The organism is Streptomyces sp. NPDC126499 (genome assembly GCF_040302485.1).
Taxonomy (GTDB): domain Bacteria; phylum Actinomycetota; class Actinomycetes; order Streptomycetales; family Streptomycetaceae; genus Streptomyces.
Genome location: NZ_JBEOUO010000008.1, coordinates 264,413 through 285,064, shown reverse-complemented (window position 1 = coordinate 285,064; position 20,652 = coordinate 264,413). Strand labels below are relative to the sequence as shown.

Annotated in this window: 16 protein-coding genes; 12 read left to right on the top strand and 4 right to left on the bottom strand. The window is 70.1% G+C overall.

Annotation, left to right across the window (positions count from 1 at the left end; all coding sequences use genetic code 11):
* The first annotated feature begins 240 nt into the window (after positions 1-240).
* From metH to ABTZ91_RS14800, 4 genes are all read left to right on the top strand, one after another.
* A complete protein-coding gene (gene metH, locus ABTZ91_RS14815; protein WP_352077515.1) occupies positions 241-3,759 on the top strand; it encodes a methionine synthase in 3,519 nt (1,172 codons plus the stop codon).
* Between the two features lie 132 nt (positions 3,760-3,891).
* A complete protein-coding gene (locus tag ABTZ91_RS14810) occupies positions 3,892-4,599 on the top strand; it encodes an HAD family phosphatase (protein ID WP_352077514.1) in 708 nt (235 codons plus the stop codon).
* Positions 4,600-5,057: 458 nt separating this feature from the next.
* Complete coding sequence (locus tag ABTZ91_RS14805) at positions 5,058-6,647, top strand: ABC transporter substrate-binding protein (protein WP_352077513.1); 1,590 nt, start codon at positions 5,058-5,060, stop codon at positions 6,645-6,647.
* Between the two features lie 69 nt (positions 6,648-6,716).
* The gene (locus ABTZ91_RS14800) at positions 6,717-8,300 is read left to right on the top strand and encodes an ABC transporter substrate-binding protein (protein ID WP_352077512.1); all 1,584 of its coding nucleotides are present in this window, start codon (positions 6,717-6,719) and stop codon (positions 8,298-8,300) included.
* A gap of 174 nt (positions 8,301-8,474) precedes the next feature.
* On the opposite strand, the gene ABTZ91_RS14795 is transcribed toward ABTZ91_RS14800, so the two are convergent.
* Positions 8,475-9,146 carry a response regulator transcription factor gene (locus ABTZ91_RS14795; RefSeq protein WP_352077511.1) on the bottom strand — a complete coding sequence of 224 codons (672 nt, stop codon included), beginning with the start codon at positions 9,144-9,146 and terminating at the stop codon, positions 8,475-8,477.
* 105 nt (positions 9,147-9,251) lie between these two features.
* Entirely contained in the window at positions 9,252-10,199 is a 948-nt protein-coding gene (locus tag ABTZ91_RS14790; protein ID WP_407077958.1) for a RecB family exonuclease, read from the bottom strand.
* A gap of 182 nt (positions 10,200-10,381) precedes the next feature.
* Here ABTZ91_RS14790 and ABTZ91_RS14785 point away from each other — a divergent pair, with 182 nt between their 5' ends.
* The 3 genes from ABTZ91_RS14785 (at position 10,382) to ABTZ91_RS14775 (ending at position 13,221) form a co-directional block, all read left to right on the top strand.
* Positions 10,382-11,515 carry a site-2 protease family protein gene (locus ABTZ91_RS14785; protein ID WP_352077582.1) on the top strand — a complete coding sequence of 378 codons (1,134 nt, stop codon included), beginning with the start codon at positions 10,382-10,384 and terminating at the stop codon, positions 11,513-11,515.
* A gap of 18 nt (positions 11,516-11,533) precedes the next feature.
* Positions 11,534-12,421 carry a tRNA (adenine-N1)-methyltransferase gene (locus tag ABTZ91_RS14780; RefSeq protein WP_352077509.1) on the top strand — a complete coding sequence of 296 codons (888 nt, stop codon included), beginning with the start codon at positions 11,534-11,536 and terminating at the stop codon, positions 12,419-12,421.
* A 239-nt stretch (positions 12,422-12,660) separates the two neighbouring features.
* On the top strand, positions 12,661-13,221 hold the full coding sequence (locus ABTZ91_RS14775; protein ID WP_352077508.1) for a hypothetical protein: 561 nt from the start codon (positions 12,661-12,663) through the stop codon (positions 13,219-13,221).
* 33 nt (positions 13,222-13,254) lie between these two features.
* Here ABTZ91_RS14775 and ABTZ91_RS14770 read toward each other — a convergent pair whose 3' ends face one another.
* Positions 13,255-13,566 carry a ferredoxin gene (locus ABTZ91_RS14770; RefSeq protein ID WP_352077507.1) on the bottom strand — a complete coding sequence of 104 codons (312 nt, stop codon included), beginning with the start codon at positions 13,564-13,566 and terminating at the stop codon, positions 13,255-13,257.
* A gap of 242 nt (positions 13,567-13,808) precedes the next feature.
* On the opposite strand from ABTZ91_RS14770, the gene arc reads away from it, so the two are divergent.
* From arc to prcA, 5 genes are all read left to right on the top strand, one after another.
* The gene (arc, locus tag ABTZ91_RS14765) at positions 13,809-15,575 is read left to right on the top strand and encodes a proteasome ATPase (RefSeq protein ID WP_352077506.1); all 1,767 of its coding nucleotides are present in this window, start codon (positions 13,809-13,811) and stop codon (positions 15,573-15,575) included.
* Positions 15,576-15,741: 166 nt separating this feature from the next.
* Complete coding sequence (dop, locus tag ABTZ91_RS14760) at positions 15,742-17,262, top strand: depupylase/deamidase Dop (protein ID WP_352077505.1); 1,521 nt, start codon at positions 15,742-15,744, stop codon at positions 17,260-17,262.
* A gap of 135 nt (positions 17,263-17,397) precedes the next feature.
* Positions 17,398-17,610 (top strand): ubiquitin-like protein Pup, encoded by a 213-nt coding sequence (locus ABTZ91_RS14755; protein ID WP_015032443.1) that lies wholly within the window; start codon positions 17,398-17,400, stop codon positions 17,608-17,610.
* A 160-nt stretch (positions 17,611-17,770) separates the two neighbouring features.
* Complete coding sequence (prcB, locus tag ABTZ91_RS14750) at positions 17,771-18,610, top strand: proteasome subunit beta (RefSeq protein WP_352077504.1); 840 nt, start codon at positions 17,771-17,773, stop codon at positions 18,608-18,610.
* Between the two features lie 53 nt (positions 18,611-18,663).
* The gene (gene prcA / locus ABTZ91_RS14745) at positions 18,664-19,416 is read left to right on the top strand and encodes a proteasome subunit alpha (protein ID WP_352077503.1); all 753 of its coding nucleotides are present in this window, start codon (positions 18,664-18,666) and stop codon (positions 19,414-19,416) included.
* A gap of 111 nt (positions 19,417-19,527) precedes the next feature.
* Here the strand turns inward: prcA and ABTZ91_RS14740 are convergent, their stop codons facing one another.
* Complete coding sequence (locus ABTZ91_RS14740; protein ID WP_352077502.1) at positions 19,528-20,544, bottom strand: LacI family DNA-binding transcriptional regulator; 1,017 nt, start codon at positions 20,542-20,544, stop codon at positions 19,528-19,530.
* Positions 20,545-20,652: the final 108 nt, after the last annotated feature.

Sequence of the window (20,652 nt, the reverse complement as noted above, 5' to 3'; positions counted from 1 at the left end):
CCCGGCCCTTCTCCTTCACGCTGTTCGACAATGCTGAACACTATCGGTCGATGCCGACCTTGTGTCACACCTGACAGTGTCGTCCACGAACGGGTCGGACCGGGAGTCCCCGCACACAGGATGCCGTCCACCAGCTGGAACCCCATGTCCAGCCCCGCACCCGCACGGCTAGTCTGGGCCCGTGCACCCTCTTCCGAGCGTGCAAAGCCGACAGCCGTCGCATCCCAGGGAGCTCAATCCATGGCCTCGTCGCCGACCCCTTCCGCCGCCCCCGCGACCCCCGCCCAGCGGGCCGACGCCCTCCGCGAGGCCTTCGCCTCCCGGGTCGTCGTCTCCGACGGCGCCATGGGCACCATGCTCCAGGCGCAGGACCCCTCCCTGGACGACTTCCAGCAGCTCGAAGGCTGCAACGAGATCCTGAACGTCTCCCGCCCGGACATCGTCCGCTCGGTCCACGACGCCTATCTCTCGGTCGGCACCGACTGCGTCGGCACCAACACCTTCAACTGCAACTTCTCCGCGCTCGGCGAGTACGACATCGCCCACCGCATCCACGAGCTCTCCGAGGCCGGTGCCCGCATCGCCCGCGAGGCCGCCGACGAGTTCACGCGCACGACCGGGCAGCAACGCTGGGTGCTCGGCTCCATGGGCCCCGGCACCAAGCTGCCCACCCTCGGCCACGTCGACTACGTCACCCTCCGCGACGCCTACCAGCAGAACGCCGAGGGCCTCCTGGCCGGCGGCGCCGACGCCCTGCTCGTCGAGACCACCCAGGACCTCCTCCAGACGAAGGCCGCGATCATCGCGGCCCACCGCGCCATGGAGGTCGCCGGCTACACCGTCCCCCTGATCACCTCGGTGACGGTGGAGACGACCGGCACGATGCTGCTCGGCTCGGAGATCGGTGCGGCGCTGACGGCGCTTGAGCCGCTGGGCATCGACATGATCGGCATGAACTGCGCCACCGGCCCGGCCGAGATGAGCGAGCACCTGCGCTACCTTGCCCGCCACGCCGGCGTCGCGCTGTCCTGCATGCCCAACGCCGGCCTGCCCGTCCTCACCAAGGACGGCGCCCACTACCCGCTGTCGGCCGAGGAGCTCGCCGACGCCCACCAGAGCTTCGTCGCCGACTACGGCCTCAGCCTCGTCGGTGGCTGTTGTGGTACGACGCCGGAGCATCTGCGGCAGGTGGTGGAGCGGGTGCGGGGGCTGGTGCCGCCGGTGCGGGATCCGCGTCCGGAGCCGGGTGCGGCGTCGCTGTACCAGACGGTCCCGTTCCGGCAGGACACCTCGTACATGGCGATCGGTGAGCGGACGAACGCGAACGGGTCGAAGAAGTTCCGTGAGGCGATGCTGGAGGGCCGCTGGGACGACTGCGTGGAGATGGCCCGCGACCAGATCCGCGAGGGCGCGCACATGCTGGACCTGTGCGTCGACTACGTCGGCCGTGACGGTGTCGCGGACATGGCGGAGCTCGCCGGCCGGTTCGCCACCGCCTCGACGCTGCCGATCGTGCTGGACTCGACCGAGGTCGAGGTCATCCGGGCCGGTCTGGAGAAGCTGGGGGGCCGGGCGGTCATCAACTCGGTCAACTACGAGGACGGTGACGGGCCGGAGTCGCGGTTCGCGAAGGTCACAGCGCTGGCGAAAGAGCACGGCGCCGCGCTGATCGCCCTGACGATCGACGAGGAGGGCCAGGCCCGCACGGTCGAGACGAAGGTCGCGATCGCCGAGCGGCTGATCGCCGATCTGACCGGCAACTGGGGCATCCGCGAGTCCGACATCCTCATCGACACCCTCACCTTCACGATCTGTACGGGTCAGGAGGAGTCGCGCAAGGACGGTATCGCGACGATCGAGGCGATCCGTGAGCTGAAGCGCCGCCACCCCGACGTGCAGACGACCCTGGGGTTGTCGAACATCTCCTTCGGGCTGAACCCGGCCGCCCGCATCCTGCTGAACTCGGTCTTCCTCGACGAGTGCGTGAAGGCGGGTCTGGATTCGGCGATCGTGCACGCGTCGAAGATCCTGCCGATCGCGCGGTTCGACGAGGAGCAGGTGCAGACGGCGCTGGACCTGATCTATGACCGGCGGCGGGAGGGTTACGACCCGTTGCAGAAGCTGATGGCCCTGTTCGAGGGCGCGACGACGAAGTCGCTGAAGGCGGGCAAGGCGGAGGAGCTGGCCGCGCTGCCGCTGGAGGAGCGGCTGAAGCGGCGGATCATCGACGGCGAGAAGAACGGCCTGGAGGCCGATCTCGACGAGGCCCTGACGACCACGCCGGCCCTCGACATCGTCAACAACACGCTGCTGGACGGCATGAAGGTCGTCGGTGAGCTGTTCGGCTCGGGCCAGATGCAGCTGCCCTTCGTCCTCCAGTCCGCGGAGGTCATGAAGACGGCGGTGGCCTACCTCGAACCCCACATGGAGAAATCGGACGCCGAGGGTAAGGGCACCATCGTGCTCGCGACCGTCCGAGGCGACGTCCACGACATTGGCAAGAACCTCGTCGACATCATCCTCTCCAACAACGGCTACAACGTGGTCAACATCGGGATCAAGCAGCCCGTCTCCGCGATCCTGGAAGCAGCCGAGGAGCACCAGGCCGATGTGATCGGCATGTCCGGTCTCCTGGTGAAGTCGACCGTGATCATGAAGGAGAACCTGGAGGAGCTCAACGGCCGGGGCCTTGCCGCCAAGTACCCCGTGATCCTCGGCGGCGCCGCCCTCACCCGCGCCTACGTCGAACAGGACCTCCACGAGATCTACCAGGGCGAGGTCCGCTACGCCCGCGACGCCTTCGAGGGCCTGCGCCTGATGGACGCGCTGATCGCCGTCAAGCGCGGCGTCCCCGGCGCCACCCTGCCCGAGCTGAAGCAGCGCCGGGTCGCCAAGGGCACCGCCGCCCTCCAGATCGACGAGCCGGAGCCCGGCGGCCGCTCGGACGTCGCCACCGACAACCCGATCCCCACCCCGCCGTTCTGGGGCACCCGGGTCGTCAAGGGCATCCAGCTCAAGGAGTACGCGTCCTGGCTGGACGAGGGCGCCCTGTTCAAGGGCCAGTGGGGCCTCAAGCAGAACCGGGCCGGCGACGGACCCTCGTACGAGGAGCTGGTGGAGAGCGAGGGCCGGCCGCGCCTGCGCGGCTGGCTGGAGCGCCTGCACACGGAGAACCTCCTGGAGGCGGCCGTCGTCCACGGCTACTTCCCCTGCGTCTCCAAGGGCGACGACCTGATCATCCTCGACGACGCCGGCAACGAGCGCACCCGCTTCACCTTCCCGCGCCAGCGGCGTGGCCGGCGCCTGTGCCTCGCGGACTTCTTCCGCCCGGAGGAGTCCGGCGAGACCGACGTCGTCGGCCTCCAGGTCGTCACCGTCGGCTCCCGGATCGGCGAGGCCACCGCCAAGCTCTTCGAGTCCGACTCCTACCGCGACTACCTGGAGCTCCACGGCCTGTCCGTGCAGCTCGCCGAAGCCCTCGCCGAGTACTGGCACGCCCGAGTGCGCGCCGAACTCGGCTTCGGCGGCGAGGACCCGGAGAACGTCGAGGACATGTTCGCGCTCAAGTACCGCGGCGCGCGCTTCTCCCTCGGCTACGGCGCCTGCCCCGACCTGGAGGACCGCGCGAAGATCGCCGAGCTGCTCCAGCCGGAGCGGATCGGCGTCCACCTCTCGGAGGAGTTCCAGCTCCACCCCGAGCAGTCCACCGACGCCATCGTCATCCACCACCCCGAGGCGAAGTACTTCAACGCTCGGTAATCACTACAGGGCTAAATACCTGCGCATCGAGTGATCGGGACGTACACTGGTCGGTCCAGTGCAGGCCGGTCGCCCCCACCCCGTACCGGGGAGGGTGACCGGCCTTCTCGTCCCTCGATGGAGGTGTGCCGGATGACCAGTACGGTCCCCGCGTCCTTGTCCCGTGCCAACGGGAGCTCCGCCCTGCAGGCGGTCTTCCTCGACATGGACGGCACCCTGGTCGACACCGAGGGCTTCTGGTGGGACGCGGAGGTGGAGGCCTTCGCGGACCTCGGACACCGGCTCGACGAGGCGTGGCGGGACGTCGTCGTGGGCGGCCCCATGACCCGCAGCGCCGGCTACCTCATCGAGGCGACCGGCGCCGACATCACCCTCGACGAGCTCACCGTGCTGCTCAACGAGAAGTTCGAGCAGCGCATCGACCGGGGCGTGCCCATGATGCCGGGCGCCGAGCGGCTGCTCGCCGAGCTGGCCCGGCACGACATCCCGACCGCCCTGGTCTCCGCCTCGCACCGCAGGATCATCGACCGGGTGCTGGCCTCGCTCGGCCGCGACCGCTTCACCCTGACCGTGGCGGGCGACGAGGTCGTCCGGACCAAGCCGCACCCCGAGCCGTATCTGACCGCCGCGCGCGGGGTGGGCGCCGACCCGGCCCTGTGCGCCGTCATCGAGGACACCGCGACCGGGGTCGCGGCCGCCGAGGCGGCGGGCTGCCGGGTGGTCGCCGTCCCCTCCGTCGCGCCCATCGCGCCCTCGGCCGGCCGGGTCGTCGTGCGCTCCCTCGAAGAGGTCGACGTCCCCTTCCTGCGCACCCTCATCTCCACCCCGCACCACGACTGAAGCCACCCCGGCTTCGCAGCCGGAAACGATCGGGCCATCCGTCGCCGAAGAACCCTGAGTGAGCTTGCTCACGCAGAGTACCGGCCGATGGGTGGCCTGTCTGCGTGCGGTGTCCGGAACATGACGTTTACGACCCGCCCATGTGTCCCGATTCGCTCCCGCCCGTACGAATCATTCCCGCGCATGACTATCGAACGCGCTGTATTCATGATCGCCCAGGGACCGTCGTGGCGGCCTTTGCCGTACGGCGGCACTGGTGTAGCCCACTAATCTCATCCGAGTACTCCGCCGCACCCCCGCGTGCCCCGGCGCCCACCCAAGTCGCCGTGTACACAGGACCGATCGCACCCCTTCACGGCCCGATCGCCCGCCGCCCCGACCGGGCGGCCGGCGGAGTGACCGAAGCCGCTGTACCACTGCCGGCCGTCACCCCGCGCCGGATGAGGAGAACGTCCCTGATGAACCGCAAGACCCTGGTGCTGCCGGCTGTGGCCGCGCTGCTCACCCCCCTGCTCGCCGCCTGCGGTGGAGGGGACGAGGGCAGAGCGATCGTCGTCGGCACCACGGACCAGTTCGTCGCCACCGAGGACGCCCCCGCCCCGCTCGACCCGGCCTTCGCCTACGACACCGGCGCCTGGAACATCCTGCGGCAGACCGTCCAGACCCTCATGCACGTTCCGCGCGGCGGCGGCCGGCCCGTCCCCGAGGCCGCCGAGAGCTGCGCCTTCTCCGACAAGGAGAGCGAGAGCTACCGCTGCGAACTCCGCGCGGGCCTCACCTTCGCCGACGGCACGCCGATCACCGCCGAGGACGTCAAGTTCTCCGTCGAGCGGGTCCTCGCCATCAAGTCGGACAACGGCACCGCCGCGCTCCTGTCCAACATCGACACCGTCGAGACCAAGGGCGAGCGCGAGATCGTCTTCCACCTGAAGACGCCCGACGCCACCTTCCCGTACAAGCTCTCCACCCCCGTCGCCGGCATCCTCAGCAAGGACACCTACGACGCCAAGGCGCTGCGCGAGGGCTTCGCGGTCGACGGCTCCGGCCCGTACACGATGAAGGCCGAGACCGCCGGCGACAAGGTGACGAAGTTCGTCTTCACCAAGAACCCGAAGTACAAGGGCGACATCACCCTGCGCAACGACCGGGTCGAACTGCGCACCTTCGACGACGCCGACGGCATGGACAAGGCGCTGCGCGGCGACGACATCGACATGGCGGCGCGCGCCATGTCCCAGAAGCAGATCCGGGAGCTCACCGACAAGCCCCAGGAGGGCATCGAGCTCACCGAGGTCCCCGGCCTGGAGATCCGCTACCTCGGCTTCAACACCAAGGCCCCCGCCGTCCAGGACAAGGCCGTCCGGCAGGCCATGGCCGCCGTCGTCGACCGCGGCGCGCTCGTCGACGAGGTCTACGGCCCCACCGCCCAGCCGCTCTACTCGCTGATCCCCGCCAGCGTCGCAGGCCACGCCACCTCGTTCATCGACACCTACGGCGAGCCGAACACGCCCAAGGCCGCCAAGATCCTGCGCGACGCCGGCGTGAAGACCCCCGTCAAGATCACCCTGCACTACACCACCGACCACTACGGCGCCGAGACGGCGAAGGAGTTCCAGGCCCTGCGCGGCCAGCTCAACGCCACCCGGCTCTTCGACGTCCAGATCCAGGGCACCGAGTGGTCCAAGTTCCGCCCCGCGCAGAAGCGCGGCGACTACGCCGTCTACGGCCTCGGCTGGTTCCCCGACTACCCGGACCCGGACAACTACGTCGCCCCGTTCCTCGACGCGGACAACTTCCTCAACACCCCCTACGTCAACCAGTCCGTCCGGGACGAGCTGATCCCGCAGTCGCGCCGCCAGGCCGACCGCACCGCCGCGGCTCCCGTCTTCGAGCGGATCCAGAAGATCGTCGCCAAGGACGTGCCGGTCCTGCCGCTGTGGCAGGGCAAGCAGTACGTCGCCGCGCGCGACGACGTCACCGGCGTCGAGTGGGCGCTGAACACCTCCTCCGACCTCCTGCTGTGGGAGCTCGGACGCGGTACCGCCTGACCCCTTCGTTCGTACCGGCCGCGCAGCCGTTGCGCGGCCGGCCTGGCACGAGATCACGAGGCAAGTTCTGTGAAGGCACACAACAAGTGGCTGACGGCCCCGCTCGCAGCGGGCCTGGCGGCCGCCATGCTCAGCGGCTGCGGCACCGAGCAGGGCGGCGACTCCGGCGACGCCGGCGCGACCGTCCGCGTCGGCATGTCGGACGAGATCATGGCGACCGACCCGGCCGCCGGTTACGACCCCGGCTCCTGGCTGCTGTTCAACAACGTCTTCCAGTCCCTGCTCGCCTTCCCCAAGGGCGGCTCCGAGCCTGAGCCCGAGGCCGCCGACACGTGCGGCTTCTCGGCCGGCAGCCGGGTCTACACCTGCACCCTCCGCGAGGGCCTCAAGTTCTCCAACGGCAACCCGCTCACCTCCAAGGACGTCAAGTTCTCCTTCGAGCGCGCGCTGAAGATCGCCGACCCCTCCGGGCCGACCCCGCTGCTGTCCGACATCGCCGCCATCGAGACGCCCGACGACAAGACCGTCGTCTTCAAGCTCAAGGTCCCCGACGCCACCTTCCCGAGCAAGATCGCCTCCGGCGCCGGCTCCATCGTCGACCACCGCGAGTACGCCGCCGACGCGCTGCGCACCGACGGCAAGGCCGTCGGCTCCGGCCCGTACAAGCTCGACTCCATCAGCGACACCGAGGCCGTCTTCTCCGCCAACCCCGAGTACCAGGGCTCGGCCAAGCGCAAGAACGACCGCGTCACCCTCAAGCTCTACCGCGGCGACCGCGAGGCCCTCGCCAAGGCGCTGTCCGCCAACGAGGTCGACGTCGCCTACCGTGGCCTGTCCGCCGACGACATCGCCGCCCTCGAAGCCTCCACGAGCACCGACGACAAGGGCATCGAGGTCGTCCAGGGCAGCAGCGCCGAGGTCCAGCACCTCGTCTTCAACGTCAAGGACCCGGTCGTCGGCAAGCTCGGCGTCCGCAAGGCCATCGCCCACCTCGTCGACCGCGAGGCGCTCGTCCAGAACGTCCACAAGTCGACCGCCACCCCGCTCTACTCGATCGTCCCGGCCGGGATCGCGGGACACAACACCGCCTTCTTCGACACCTACGGCAGCCCGGACAAGGAGAAGGCCAAGAAGGCCCTGCGCTCCGCCGGCATCACCGGCAAGGTCAAGCTCACCCTCTGGTCCACGCCCAGCCGCTACGGCCCCTCCACCGACCAGGAGGTCAAGGCGATAGCCGCGCAGCTCAACGCCAGCGGCCTGTTCGACGCCGACGTCAAGTCCGTCGAGTACGAGCAGTACGAGAAGGACATCGCCGCCGGCAAGTACGGCGTCTACATCAAGGGCTGGGTCCCCGACTACCCGGACGCCGACAACTTCACCACCCCGTTCTTCGGGGACGACAACGTCCTCGGCAACCGCTACGAGAACGCGCTGATCACCGGCGAGCTGCTGCCGGCCGTCGCCGCGTCCCCCGACCGGTCCTCGACCGGCTCCACGTACAACAAGGTCCAGGACCTCGTCGCCGAGGAGCTCCCGCTGCTGCCCCTGTGGCAGGGCAAGCAGTACGCCGTCGCCCGTGACAACGTCACCGGCCTGGAGTGGACCCTCGACGCCTCCACCGTCTTCCGCTTCTGGGAGATCAAGAAGGGCTGACACCGGCCCCGGTACGGCAAGGGCCCGGCACACGCGCCGTGTGCCGGGCCCTTCCCGTGAGGCCCGAAAGCCCGCGTGCCCATGGCTCGCCTGGTCACCGCCCGCGCGGGCTCACCGCGCCCGCGGGCCCACCGCGTCCATACTCACCGCGCGGGCCCACCGCGCCCCGCGGGCTCACTGCGCGCCGGGACGCACCAGACCGCTCTCGTACGCGTACACCGCCGCCTGCACCCGGTCGCGCAGCCCCAGCTTCGTCAGCACGTGGCCGACATGGGTCTTCACCGTCGTCTCGCTCACGAACAGGTCGGCCGCGATCTCCGCGTTCGACAGGCCCCGCGCCACCAGCTTCAGCACCTCGACCTCGCGGTCCGTCAGCGTGTTCAGGGTGTCCGGCACCTGCTCCTCGCCCGAGGGCAGATGCGCCGAGTACTTGTCCAGCAGCCGGCGCGTGATCGACGGCGCCAGCATCGCCTCGCCCGCCGCCACCACACGGATCGCCTGCACCAGCTCGTGGGCCGGCGCGTCCTTCAGCAGGAAACCGCTCGCCCCCGCCCGCAGCGCCTCCACCACGTACTCGTCGAGGTCGAATGTGGTCAGCACCAGCACCTTCGCCGGCCCGTCCCGGCCCGGACCGGTGATCTGCCGGGTGGCCTCCACCCCGTCCATCCGCGGCATCCGGATGTCCATCAGCACCACGTCGGGCTGCAGCGCCCGCACCTGGTCGAGCGCCTGGAGACCGTCCCCGGCCTCACCCACCACCGCGATGTCCTGCTCGGCCTCCAGGATCATCCGGAAACCGGTGCGCAGCAGGGGCTGGTCGTCGACCAGGAGGACGCGGACAGTCACGGATGACTCCTTCTACGGCGTGCTACGGGGCGGTACGGGTGCTGCGGGTGCCACCGGGCGGCCGGGGCCGGACCCATTCTGCCCTGCCGGCCCGCGCCCTCCCGATCAGGCCGGACCCGACCCGATCGCCACGCCCTCACCGCCCGGCTCCGACGGGCGCACCGGCACCACCGGCAGCGGATACACCGGGGGAGTGCCTCCGAACTCCGGACACACCGCCCGGTGGTCGCACCAGCCGCACAGCTTCGTCGGCCGCGGCCGCCAGTCACCCGTCTGTGTCGCCTGGCGGATCGCCTCCCACAGTGCGTGCAGCTTGCGCTCCACCCGCAGCAGATCCGCCTCCACGGGGTCGTACGTCAGCACGTCACCGCTGCCCAGATACACCAGCTGCAGCCGGCGCGGCACCACGTTCCGCAGCCGCCACACCACCAGCGCGTAGAACTTCATCTGGAACAGCGCGCCCTCGCTGTACTCGGGCCGGGGCGCCTTGCCCGTCTTGTAGTCGACGATCCGCACCTCGCCCGTCGGCGCCACGTCGACCCGGTCGATCACCCCCCGCAGCCGCAGCCCCGACGGAAGCTCCGTCTCCACGAACAGCTCCCGCTCCGCGGGCTCCAGACGCGTCGGATCCTCCAGCGTGAACCACCGCTCGACCAGCGCCTCCGCCTCCGCCAGCCACTGCGCGAGCCGCTCGCCCCGCTCACTCTCCGCCTCCTCGGGGAAGAGCTCCCCCAGCTCCGGACGGGAGGCGAGCAACCGGTCCCACTGGCCCGGGATCAGCGCCTTCGCCCGCGGCGCCGTCCGCTCCACCGCCGGCGCGTCGAACAGCCGCTCCAGCACCGCGTGCACCAGCGTCCCCCGCGTCGCCGCCGCGCTCGGCTTCTCCGGCAGCCGGTCGATCACCCGGAACCGGTACAGCAGCGGACACTGCATGAAGTCGCTCGCCCGCGACGGCGACAACGACGTGGGCGTCCGCGGCACGGACGCGTCGGCGGCCGGCGCGTCCGCAAGGGGCGACCCGGGCTCCGCCGGCGGCTGCTCACTCGTACTCATGACACAGACCCTACGGCCCGCCACCGACAGCGAGCGGAATACCATCGACGCAGGACCCCGTCGCACTGCATGATCGAACCGTGACCGAGTGCGCGGACCGAGCAGCTCGGCGACGAAAGGAACCCGTGAACCAGGACGAGTCCAAGCCGCAGCGGACCGAGGAGCCGGGCGGTGGCATCCTCATGGGACGGCCCTTCGGCGTGCCCGTCTACGTCGCACCCAGCTGGTTCCTCGTCGCCGCCCTCATCACCTGGGTCTTCGGCGACCAGATCGAACGCGTCCTGCCCGAGCTCGGCGCCGCCCGCTACCTCGTCTCGCTCTTCTTCGCGATCGCCTTCTACGCCTCCGTGCTCGTCCACGAACTGGCCCACACCCTCGCGGCCCTCCGCTTCGAGCTCCCCGTGCGCCGCATCCAGCTCCAGTTCTTCGGCGGCGTCTCCGAGATCGACAAGGAGACCGAGACCCCCGGCCGCGAATTCGTGCTCGCCTTCGTCGGCCCCCTGCTCTCCCTGGTCCTCGCCGGGCTCTTCTACCTCACCCTGTACGCCGTCGAGCCCGGCACCGTGCCCGGTGTCCTGCTCGGCGGCCTGATGATCTCCAACCTCATCGTGGCGATCTTCAACCTGCTGCCCGGCCTGCCCCTCGACGGCGGCCGCATGCTCCGCGCCGTCGTGTGGAAGATCACCGGCAGCCCCATGACCGGCACCGTCGCCGCCGCCTGGGTCGGCCGCGCGCTCGCCGTCGCCGTCCTCATCGGACTCCCGCTGCTCACCCGCACCGGACTCCTCGGCAACTCCACCGACGACATCGACGGCTTCACCACCGTCACCGACGCCCTGCTCGCCGCCATCCTCGCCGCGATCATCTGGACCGGCGCCGGCAACAGCCTCCGCATGGCCCGGCTGCGCGAACACCTCCCCGAGCTCCGCGCCCGCACCCTCACCCGCCGCGCCATCCCCGTCGAGTCCGCCACCCCCCTGTCCGAGGCCCTGCGCCGCGCCAACGAGGCCGGCGCCCGCGCCCTCGTCGTCGTCGACGGCCACGGCGTCCCCACCGGCATCGTCCGCGAGACCGCCATCGCCCACGTCCCCCAGCACCGCCGCCCCTGGGTCGCGGTCAGCGCCCTCAGCCAGGACCTGGTCGACGGCATGAAGGTCCCCGCCGACCTCACCGGCCAGCCCCTCCTCGACCACCTCAGGGCCAGCCCCGCCACCGAGTACCTGGTCGTCGAGGACACCGGCGAGATCTACGGCGTGCTGTCCACCGCCGACGTGGAGAAGGCCTTCGTGAAGGCCATGGCGCGACCCTCCTCGTAACACCGGTACCCTGTTCACATGTCCGAACCGACCGGTGCCGCCCGCCGTCGCGGGCCCTTCAAGGTCGGGGACCAGGTCCAGCTCACCGACCCCAAGGGACGCCACTACACGTTCACGCTCGAGGCCGGGAAGAACTTCCACACCCACAAGGGTTCCTTCCCCCACGACGAGCTGATCGGTGCTCCCGAGGGCAGTGTTGTCCGTACCACGGGAAACGTCGCCTACCTCGCGCTGCGCCCCCTGCTCCCCGACTACGTCCTGTCCATGCCCCGCGGTGCCGCCGTGGTCTACCCCAAGGACGCGGGGCAGATCCTGGCCTTCGCCGACATCTTCCCCGGCGCCCGCGTCGTCGAGGCCGGCGTCGGCTCCGGCTCGCTCAGCGCCTTCCTGCTGCGCGCCATCGGCGACAACGGCATGCTGCACTCCTACGAGCGCCGCGAGGACTTCGCCGAGATCGCCAAGGGCAACGTCGAGCGCTACTTCGGCGGCCCGCACCCCGCGTGGCAGCTGACCGTCGGCGACCTCCAGGACAATCTGTCCGACACCGACGTCGACCGTGTCATCCTCGACATGCTCGCGCCCTGGGAGTGCCTGGAGGCCGTCTCCAAGGCGCTCGTCCCCGGCGGCATCCTGTGCTGCTACGTGGCCACCACCACGCAGCTCGCGCGGACCGTGGAGTCCATCCGCGAGTTCGGCTGCTACGCCGAGCCGCAGCCGTGGGAGTCCATGATCCGCAACTGGCACGTCGAGGGCCTGGCCGTGCGCCCGGACCACCGGATGATCGGCCACACCGGCTTCCTCGTCACCGCCCGTCGCCTCGCCGACGGCGTGGAGCCCCCGATGCGCCGCCGCCGCCCCGCCAAGGGCGCCTACGGCGAGGACTACGAGGGTCCCAACAAGGGCTGAGCCGCCCTCAGGGCCGGCCCTCGTGGCCTCCGCCTCTGGGCCTCCGCCTCAGGGGCTGACGCTCCGACAACGCAACGGTGCCGCCGTCGAGTTCCCGCCCATGGCGCGGAAGTCGACGGCGGCACCCTCATGTTCAACAGACCCCGGGGAGAACCCCACCCCCGCCTGTTCCGCCGTCCTGTGACGTGTGGCACGATGCCCGCAACTCCTTCCGCACCACCCCACAGGAGACTTCTCGCGTGCAGACCTCCGCCGTCACGGACCTGGCGCACACCCGCGCCCGGCCGGTGCACTGGCTGGCCACCGCCACCGCGATGGCCGGAGTCGTCGCCCTCGCGGGCCTGCTGCAGCCGGGCCCCGCCGGCGCCACCGCCGCCCCCGCCCCGCTGCCCGCGCCCGACGCCGCCACCGTCCGCTATCCGCTGGAGTGCGGGGGAGGGCCCAGCACGATCGCCCAGCGCGCCACAGGGGACCTGGACGGCGACGGGAACCCCGAGACCGTCGCAGTCGTACACTGCGAAGCCGGCTCGGGAACACCGCCCAGCGGCATCTACGTCCTCACCCACGGCAAGGGCGGCGTCACCCCCGCCGCACGGGTCGTGGCCACCCTCGTGGAGCCCTCCCAGCTGATGACCGTCAGCGGCTTCGCCGTACGTGACGGAGCCGTGCGCGCCACGCTGCTCGGCTACTCCTCCCCGGACGTCCCCAGCTGCTGCCCCGACCGGAAAGAGCAGGTCATGTGGCAGTGGAAGGGCGGAACCTTCGTCCGCAGCGCCCAGGCCGAGGCCCGCGCGGCCTGACCCGCCGGGCCCCGGGCGCCCGTCACCGGGCCGTCACTCGGCGTCGGGACCGTACACCTCGACGCCGTCACCGACCCGGCGTACGTGGATGCAGTCGCCCGGGCACTCCTTCGCGGAATCCACCACGTCACGCAGCAGCGGCAGCGGCACCGGCGTCGTCGCCCCCGGCTCCTGGAGCAGCTCGTCGTCCGCGCTCTTCACATAAGCGAGCCCGTCGATGTCGAGCTCGAAGACCTCCGGCGCGTACTGCACGCAGATGCCGTCCCCGGTGCACAGGTCCTGGTCGATCCAGACCTCCAGCGCCTCCTCGGCGCCCGCTGCCGGGGCCTCGTTCTGCACGGTCATATCTCCTGCCGTTTCTGCGTCGCGCGGACAAGTCGGGCCAAGCCTGACGGGTGTTGACCACTCATGACGATACAGCCGGCCGCTTTTGCAATGACCGCCGGTGGGTATTTCCCTGGCGTGAGGGGAAGCGCAAGGGTGAAGATCGGACACACCTCGGAGTCTTTTTGATCTAGGGGTTTCAATCACCACCCACCCAGGTAGGGTCAGGAAGCGTCCAGCTCCCCTTGGAGGAGGTGAGGACCGTGGCAGCCCACGACGACGACATCAACCGCGGCATCCGGCCGGGGCGGGGGTCTGAGGACCCCGCCGGCCAGGTTGCCTATCTCGAGCAGGAAATCGCCGTCCTGCGCCGCAAGCTCGCCGACTCTCCGCGTCACACGAGGATTCTCGAGGAGCGGATCGTCGAGCTGCAGACGAACCTGGCCGGTGTGTCCGCACAGAACGAGCGGCTCGCCAATACCCTCCGTGAGGCCCGCGACCAGATCGTGGCCCTCAAGGAGGAGGTCGACCGGCTCGCCCAGCCGCCGGCCGGCTTCGGTGTCTTTCTGCAGGCCAACGAGGACGGCACGTGCGACATCTTCACCGGGGGCCGCAAGCTCCGGGTGAACGTCAGCCCCAGCGTCGAGCTCGACGAGCTCAAGCGGGGCCAGGAAGTCATGCTCAACGAGGCGCTCAACGTGGTCGAGGCCATGGAGTTCGAGCGCGCCGGGGACATCGTCACCCTCAAGGAGATCCTCGAGGACGGCGAGCGCGCCCTGGTGATCGGGCACACCGACGAGGAACGGGTGGTGCGGCTCGCCGAGCCCCTGCTGGACATCACCATCCGTCCCGGCGACGCCCTGCTCCTCGAGCCCAGGTCCGGCTACGTCTACGAAGTGGTCCCCAAGAGCGAGGTCGAAGAGCTCGTCCTCGAAGAGGTCCCGGACGTCGACTACGACAAGATCGGCGGTCTGGGCAACCAGATCGAGCTGATCCGCGACGCGGTCGAGCTCCCCTACCTCTACCCGGACCTCTTCAAGGAGCACGAACTGCGACCGCCGAAGGGCATCCTGCTCTACGGCCCGCCCGGCTGCGGCAAGACGCTGATCGCGAAGGCCGTCGCCAACTCCCTTGCCAAGAAGGTCGCCGAGGTGACCGGCCAGCCCGCCGGGAAGTCCTACTTCCTGAACATCAAGGGCCCCGAGCTCCTCAACAAGTACGTCGGCGAGACCGAGCGGCACATCCGCCTGGTCTTCCAGCGTGCCCGGGAGAAGGCGAGCGAGGGCACCCCCGTCATCGTCTTCTTCGACGAGATGGAATCCCTCTTCCGCACCCGCGGATCCGGAGTCAGCTCGGACGTGGAGAACACCATCGTCCCGCAGCTGCTCGCCGAGATCGACGGCGTGGAGGGCCTGGAGAACGTCATCGTCATCGGCGCCTCCAACCGCGAGGACATGATCGACCCCGCGATCCTGCGGCCCGGCCGGCTCGACGTCAAGATCAAGATCGAGCGTCCGGACGCCGAGGCGGCCAAGGACATCTTCGCCAAGTACCTGACACCCTCGCTCCCGCTGCACGCCGACGACCTCGCCGAGCACAGCGGATCGAAGGAAGCCGCCGCCCACGCGATGATCCAGTCCGTGGTCGAGCAGATGTACGCCGAATCCGAGGAGAACCGCTTCCTCGAGGTCACGTACGCCAACGGCGACAAGGAAGTCCTCTACTTCAAGGACTTCAACTCCGGCGCCATGATCCAGAACATCGTGGACCGGGCGAAGAAAATGGCCATCAAGGCATTCCTCGACCACGACCAGAAGGGCATTCGCGTCTCCCACCTCCTCCAGGCCTGCGTGGACGAGTTCAAGGAGAACGAGGACCTGCCCAACACCACCAACCCCGACGACTGGGCCCGCATCTCCGGAAAGAAGGGCGAGCGGATCGTCTTCATCCGCACCCTCGTCACCGGAAAGCAGGGCGCGGACACCGGTCGCTCCATCGACACGGTGGCCAACACCGGTCAGTACCTGTAGGGACGCGGACCGGCTGCGGATGTCCGGAGAACGGGCATCCGCAGCCGTCGCTTTCCACTCAAAGATCCGCTTCTGATCTCCCCGTACGCCCCGCGACCGCTCTAGGCTCGTGGGTACCGCCGCACCACGCACTGTGCGGGGAGCGGCGCCGGGCAAGGAGGGCCGCATGACCGTACGGCGAGTAATGGGCATCGAGACGGAGTACGGGATCTCCGTCCCGGGGCACCCCAACGCCAATGCCATGCTCACCTCGTCCCAGATCGTCAACGCCTACGCGGCGGCGATGCACCGGGCGCGCCGCGCCCGCTGGGACTTCGAGGAGGAGAATCCGCTGCGGGACGCCCGCGGCTTCGACCTCGCCCGCGAGGCCGCCGACTCCAGCCAGCTCACCGACGAGGACATCGGCCTCGCCAACGTCATCCTCACCAACGGCGCGCGGCTCTACGTGGACCACGCCCACCCCGAATACAGCGCGCCCGAGGTCACCAACCCCCGCGACGCCGTCCTGTGGGACAAGGCCGGCGAGCGGATCATGGCCGAGGCCGCCGAGCGGGCCGCCCAGCTCCCCGGCGCCCAGCCCATCCATCTGTACAAGAACAACACCGACAACAAGGGCGCGTCCTACGGCACCCACGAGAACTACCTGATGAAGCGGGAGACCCCCTTCTCGGACATCGTGCGCCACCTCACGCCCTTCTTCGTCTCCCGCCAGGTGGTCACGGGTGCGGGCCGCGTCGGCATCGGCCAGGACGGCCGGGAGCACGGCTTCCAGATCAGCCAGCGCGCCGACTACTTCGAGGTCGAGGTAGGCCTGGAGACCACCCTCAAGCGCCCCATCATCAACACCCGCGACGAGCCGCACGCCGACGCCGAGAAGTACCGCCGGCTGCACGTGATCATCGGGGACGCCAACCTCTCCGAGATCTCCACCTACCTCAAGCTGGGCACCACCGCGCTCGTCCTGTCGATGATCGAGGACGCCTTCATCACCGTCGACCTCGCCGTCGACCAGCCCGTACGCACTCTGCACCAGGTCTCCCACGACCCGGATCTCCAGTACCTGATCACGCTCCGCAGCGGCCGGACACTGACCGCGGTGCAGCTCCAGATGGAGTACTTCGAGCTGGCCAGGAAGTACGTGGACGAGCGCTACGGCACGGACGCCGACGAGCAGACCAAGGACGTCCTCAGCCGCTGGGAGGACACCCTGAACCGGCTGGAGAACGATCCGATGAGCCTGGCCGGCGAGCTCGACTGGATCGCCAAGCGGGAGCTCATGGAGGGCTACCGCCGCCGCGACGACCTGGACTGGGACGCCGCCCGGCTGCACCTGGTGGACCTCCAGTACGCGGACGTGCGGCCCGACAAGGGCCTGTACAACCGTCTGGCGGCCCGCGGGCGCATGAAGCGGCTCCTGGACGAGAGCGCGGTGGAACGGGCCGAGACGAGCCCTCCTGAGGACACCAGGGCCTATTTCCGCGGCCGCTGCCTGGAGCAGTACGCGGACGACGTGGCCGCCGCCTCCTGGGACTCGGTCATCTTCGACCTGCCCGGCCGGGACTCGCTCCAGCGGGTGCCGACCCTGGAACCCCTGCGGGGTACTCGGAACCACGTCAAGGAGCTCCTCGACCGGTGCAGGACCGCGGAAGAACTGGTCCGTGTCCTTTCCGGCGGCGGAAGCGGCTGAAATGGCCGGGCACTGGGAATCATGGAAGCAGTGCCCGGACGTTATCGAAACTACGGGGCCGATGTCAGTCCCGGCTTGTAGGGTCTGATCTTGTACAGACCCAACCGAGCGGGCCGATTCGAGCGGGGTGAGGATATGGCGACCAAGGACACCGGCGGCGGACAGCAGAAGGCGACGCGTTCCACGGAGGAGGTCGAGGAGACCACCACGGAGGCGAGCTCCGACCTCAAGGAACGCCAGGAGAAGCTGAGCGACGACGTCGACTCCGTCCTGGACGAGATCGACGACGTGCTCGAGGAGAACGCCGAGGACTTCGTGCGGTCCTTCGTGCAGAAGGGCGGCGAGTAGCCGCCCCGGCGAGCCTGTCGCCCTCCGTCCCCGGAGCCCCGGAAAAGCCGTGGGCCCGGGGACGGATGACAGGCGGTGGCACGGGTAAGGTCCGTGCACAGTACGCAAGATCGGCCCGTGCGTCCCACGGCGGGCCGTCGTTCCCATCGGAAGGAATCGCGTGGAAGCGAACCCTCGTAGCATCGGGCGTCTGCCGGCGGCCTTCCTGACGCCGGGCTCGTCCTCGTTCATGGACTTCCTTGCCGACCACTCGCCCGAGATGCTCCCGGGGAACCGGAAGCTCCCCGAGGGGATCGTGGAGGCACCGCACGGGACGACCATCGTCGCCGCGACCTTCCCCGGCGGCGTCGTGCTCGCCGGCGACCGGCGGGCCACCATGGGGAACATGATCGCGCAGCGGGACATCGAGAAGGTGTTCCCGGCCGACGAGTACTCCGCGGTGGGCATCGCCGGTACGGCCGGCCTGGCCGTGGAGATGGTCAAGCTGTTCCAGCTGGAGCTGGAGCACTTCGAGAAGGTGGAGGGCACGACGCTCTCCCTGGAGGGCAAGGCCAACCGCCTGTCCACGATGATCCGCAGCAACCTCGGCATGGCCATGCAGGGCCTGGCCGTCGTCCCGCTCTTCGCGGGCTGGGACGAGGGCAAGGAGAAGGGCCGGATCTTCTCGTACGACGTGACCGGCGGCCGCTCCGAGGAGCACGGTTACGCGGCCACGGGCTCGGGTTCGATCTTCGCCCGCGGGTCGATGAAGAAGCTCTACCGGGACGACCTGACCGAGCAGCAGGCCACCACGCTCGTCGTCCAGGCGCTGTACGACGCGGCGGACGACGACTCGGCGACCGGCGGGCCCGACCTGGCCCGCAGGATCTTCCCGATCGTCACCGTCATCACCGAGGAGGGCTTCCGCCGGCTCAGCGAGCCGGAGTCCTCCGAGCTGGCGAGGTCCGTCACCGAGCGGCGGCTCGAACAGCCCGACGGCCCGCGCGCCGCGCTGCTCTGACCGCTCGTCGCCCGTAGAAGCCCTTCAGACCGGAAGAAAGGGACGGATAGCCGGTGTCTACGCCGTTCTATGTCTCACCGCAGCAGGCCATGGCCGACCGGGCGGAGTACGCCCGCAAGGGCATCGCCCGCGGCCGCAGCCTGGTGGTCCTCCAGTACGCCGACGGCATCGTCTTCGTCGGCGAGAACCCGTCCCGCGCACTGCACAAGTTCAGCGAGATCTACGACCGGATCGGCTTCGCGGCCGCCGGCAAGTACAACGAGTACGAGAACCTGCGGATCGGCGGCGTGCGCTACGCCGACCTGCGCGGCTACACCTACGACCGTGACGACGTCACGGCCCGTGGCCTGGCCAACGTGTACGCGCAGACCCTCGGCACGATCTTCTCCAGCGCGGGGGAGAAGCCCTACGAGGTGGAGCTGGTCGTCGCCGAGGTCGGCGACGAGCCGGAGGGCGACCAGATCTACCGGCTGCCGCACGACGGGTCGATCGTGGACGAGCACGGCTCGGTCGCGGTCGGCGGCAACGCGGAGCAGATCAGCTCCTTCCTGGACCAGCGGCACCGTGACGGGATGTCGCTGGCGGAGGCGCTGAAGCTGGCGGTGCAGGCGCTGTCGCGGGACACCAACGGCAGCGAGCGGGAGATCCCCGCGGAGCGCCTGGAGGTCGCGGTCCTGGACCGCACCCGCCCGCAGCAGCGGAAGTTCAAGCGGATCGTCGGCCGGCAGCTGAAGCGGCTCCTGGAAGCGGACGACGCGGCGGTCGCGAAGACGGACGACCCGTCCGACGAGGTCGCGGACGAGTAGTCCGTAGGGGACGGAAGTCCGTCCCCGACGTCCGACGCACGCTACGAGCAGGGCCCCGGAGCCGCAGGCGCGGTTCCGGGGCCCTTCCGCGTGCCCGGAGGAGGGGACGGGTCAGGCCGGGGCGGGGCCGGAGGAGCCCCGGATGACCAGCTCGACGGGCAGCTCGGCCGGGGCGGGCCGTTCGCCGGCGAGGACGGCGAGCAGCGCCTCCATGCCGCGTCGGCCGAAGTCCTCGGCGGGCAGCCGGACGGTGGTGAGTTCGGGCTCGACGGCGGTGGCGAGGGCCATGTCGTCGAAGCCGGTGACGGACAGGTCCTCCGGGACGCGCAGTCCGAGGCGCCGGGCGGCCTTGCAGACGCCGGCCGCGATGATGTCGTCGTCGCAGATCACGGCCGTGGGGCGGGGACCGGGCGCGGCGAGCGCCCGCGCGGCGGCCTCGGTGGCGCCGGCGACGTCCAGAGGGGCCCGTTCGGTGCGCAGCTCCGCGCCCCCGAGGGCGTCGGCGAGCGCGGCGGCGCGGACGTCGAAGGTCCAGGAGGGGACGGCGGAGGCCAGGTGGAGGAAGCGGCGGTGGCCGAGGCCGAGCAGGTGGCCGGTGACGTGCCGCATGCCGTCGGCGACGTCCAGGTTGACGTGCGCGGCGGCGCCGGGGCCGTCGGGGGCGCTGTCGAGCATGACGAGCGGCAGGTCGGTGCCCTGGAAGGCCTTCAGGGCGTCCGTGGCCATGGAGGAGGCGAGGACGCCGTCGAGGGCGGCCGAGGCGGAGGCGAAGGGATCCCTGGCCGGGCCGATGCCGTCGGGTGAGGGGTAGAGCACGACGCCGAAGCCGTGGCGGGCGGCCACGGCGGCGGCGCCGGTGTAGACGTGCGCGAAGAACTCGTTGGTGAGGGCCGGGACGATCAGCAGGGCCGTGCGGGTGCGGCCGAGGCGCAGGTTGCGGGCGGCGAGGTTGGGCCGGTAGCCGAGCTCGCCGGCGGCGGCGCGTACGGCGGCGGCGGTGCGCTCGGAGACGCGTCCGCGCCACTTGTCGCCGAGCACCAGGGAGACGGTGGCCTGGGAGACCCCGGCGGCGCGGGCGACGTCCCGGCTGGTGGGGCGGCCCGCGCCGGTGGGTTCCGGACTGTGCACTCGTACCTCCGCGGCGGCTCTCCGCCGGTCCCGTCCCGTGCGCGGGGTGGACCGGCGCCTTGCGGCCATGGTACGTATGACTCCGTCACGTTATACGTAAAACCTCGG

Bases quoted from the DNA above. Each gene is read 5' to 3' on its own strand.
- ABTZ91_RS14780 (WP_352077509.1), top strand. From the start codon at position 11,534: ATGTCCGAACCGACCGGTGCCGCCCGCCGTCGCGGGCCCTTCAAGGTC.
- ABTZ91_RS14785 (WP_352077582.1), top strand. From the start codon at position 10,382: ATGGGACGGCCCTTCGGCGTGCCCGTCTACGTCGCACCCAGCTGGTTC.
- ABTZ91_RS14810 (WP_352077514.1), top strand. From the start codon at position 3,892: ATGACCAGTACGGTCCCCGCGTCCTTGTCCCGTGCCAACGGGAGCTCC.
- ABTZ91_RS14790 (WP_407077958.1), bottom strand. From the start codon at position 10,199: ATGAGTACGAGTGAGCAGCCGCCGGCGGAGCCCGGGTCGCCCCTTGCG.
- metH (WP_352077515.1), top strand. From the start codon at position 241: ATGGCCTCGTCGCCGACCCCTTCCGCCGCCCCCGCGACCCCCGCCCAG.
- ABTZ91_RS14755 (WP_015032443.1), top strand. From the start codon at position 17,398: ATGGCGACCAAGGACACCGGCGGCGGACAGCAGAAGGCGACGCGTTCC.
- dop (WP_352077505.1), top strand. From the start codon at position 15,742: ATGACCGTACGGCGAGTAATGGGCATCGAGACGGAGTACGGGATCTCC.
- ABTZ91_RS14805 (WP_352077513.1), top strand. From the start codon at position 5,058: ATGAACCGCAAGACCCTGGTGCTGCCGGCTGTGGCCGCGCTGCTCACC.
- ABTZ91_RS14770 (WP_352077507.1), bottom strand. From the start codon at position 13,566: ATGACCGTGCAGAACGAGGCCCCGGCAGCGGGCGCCGAGGAGGCGCTG.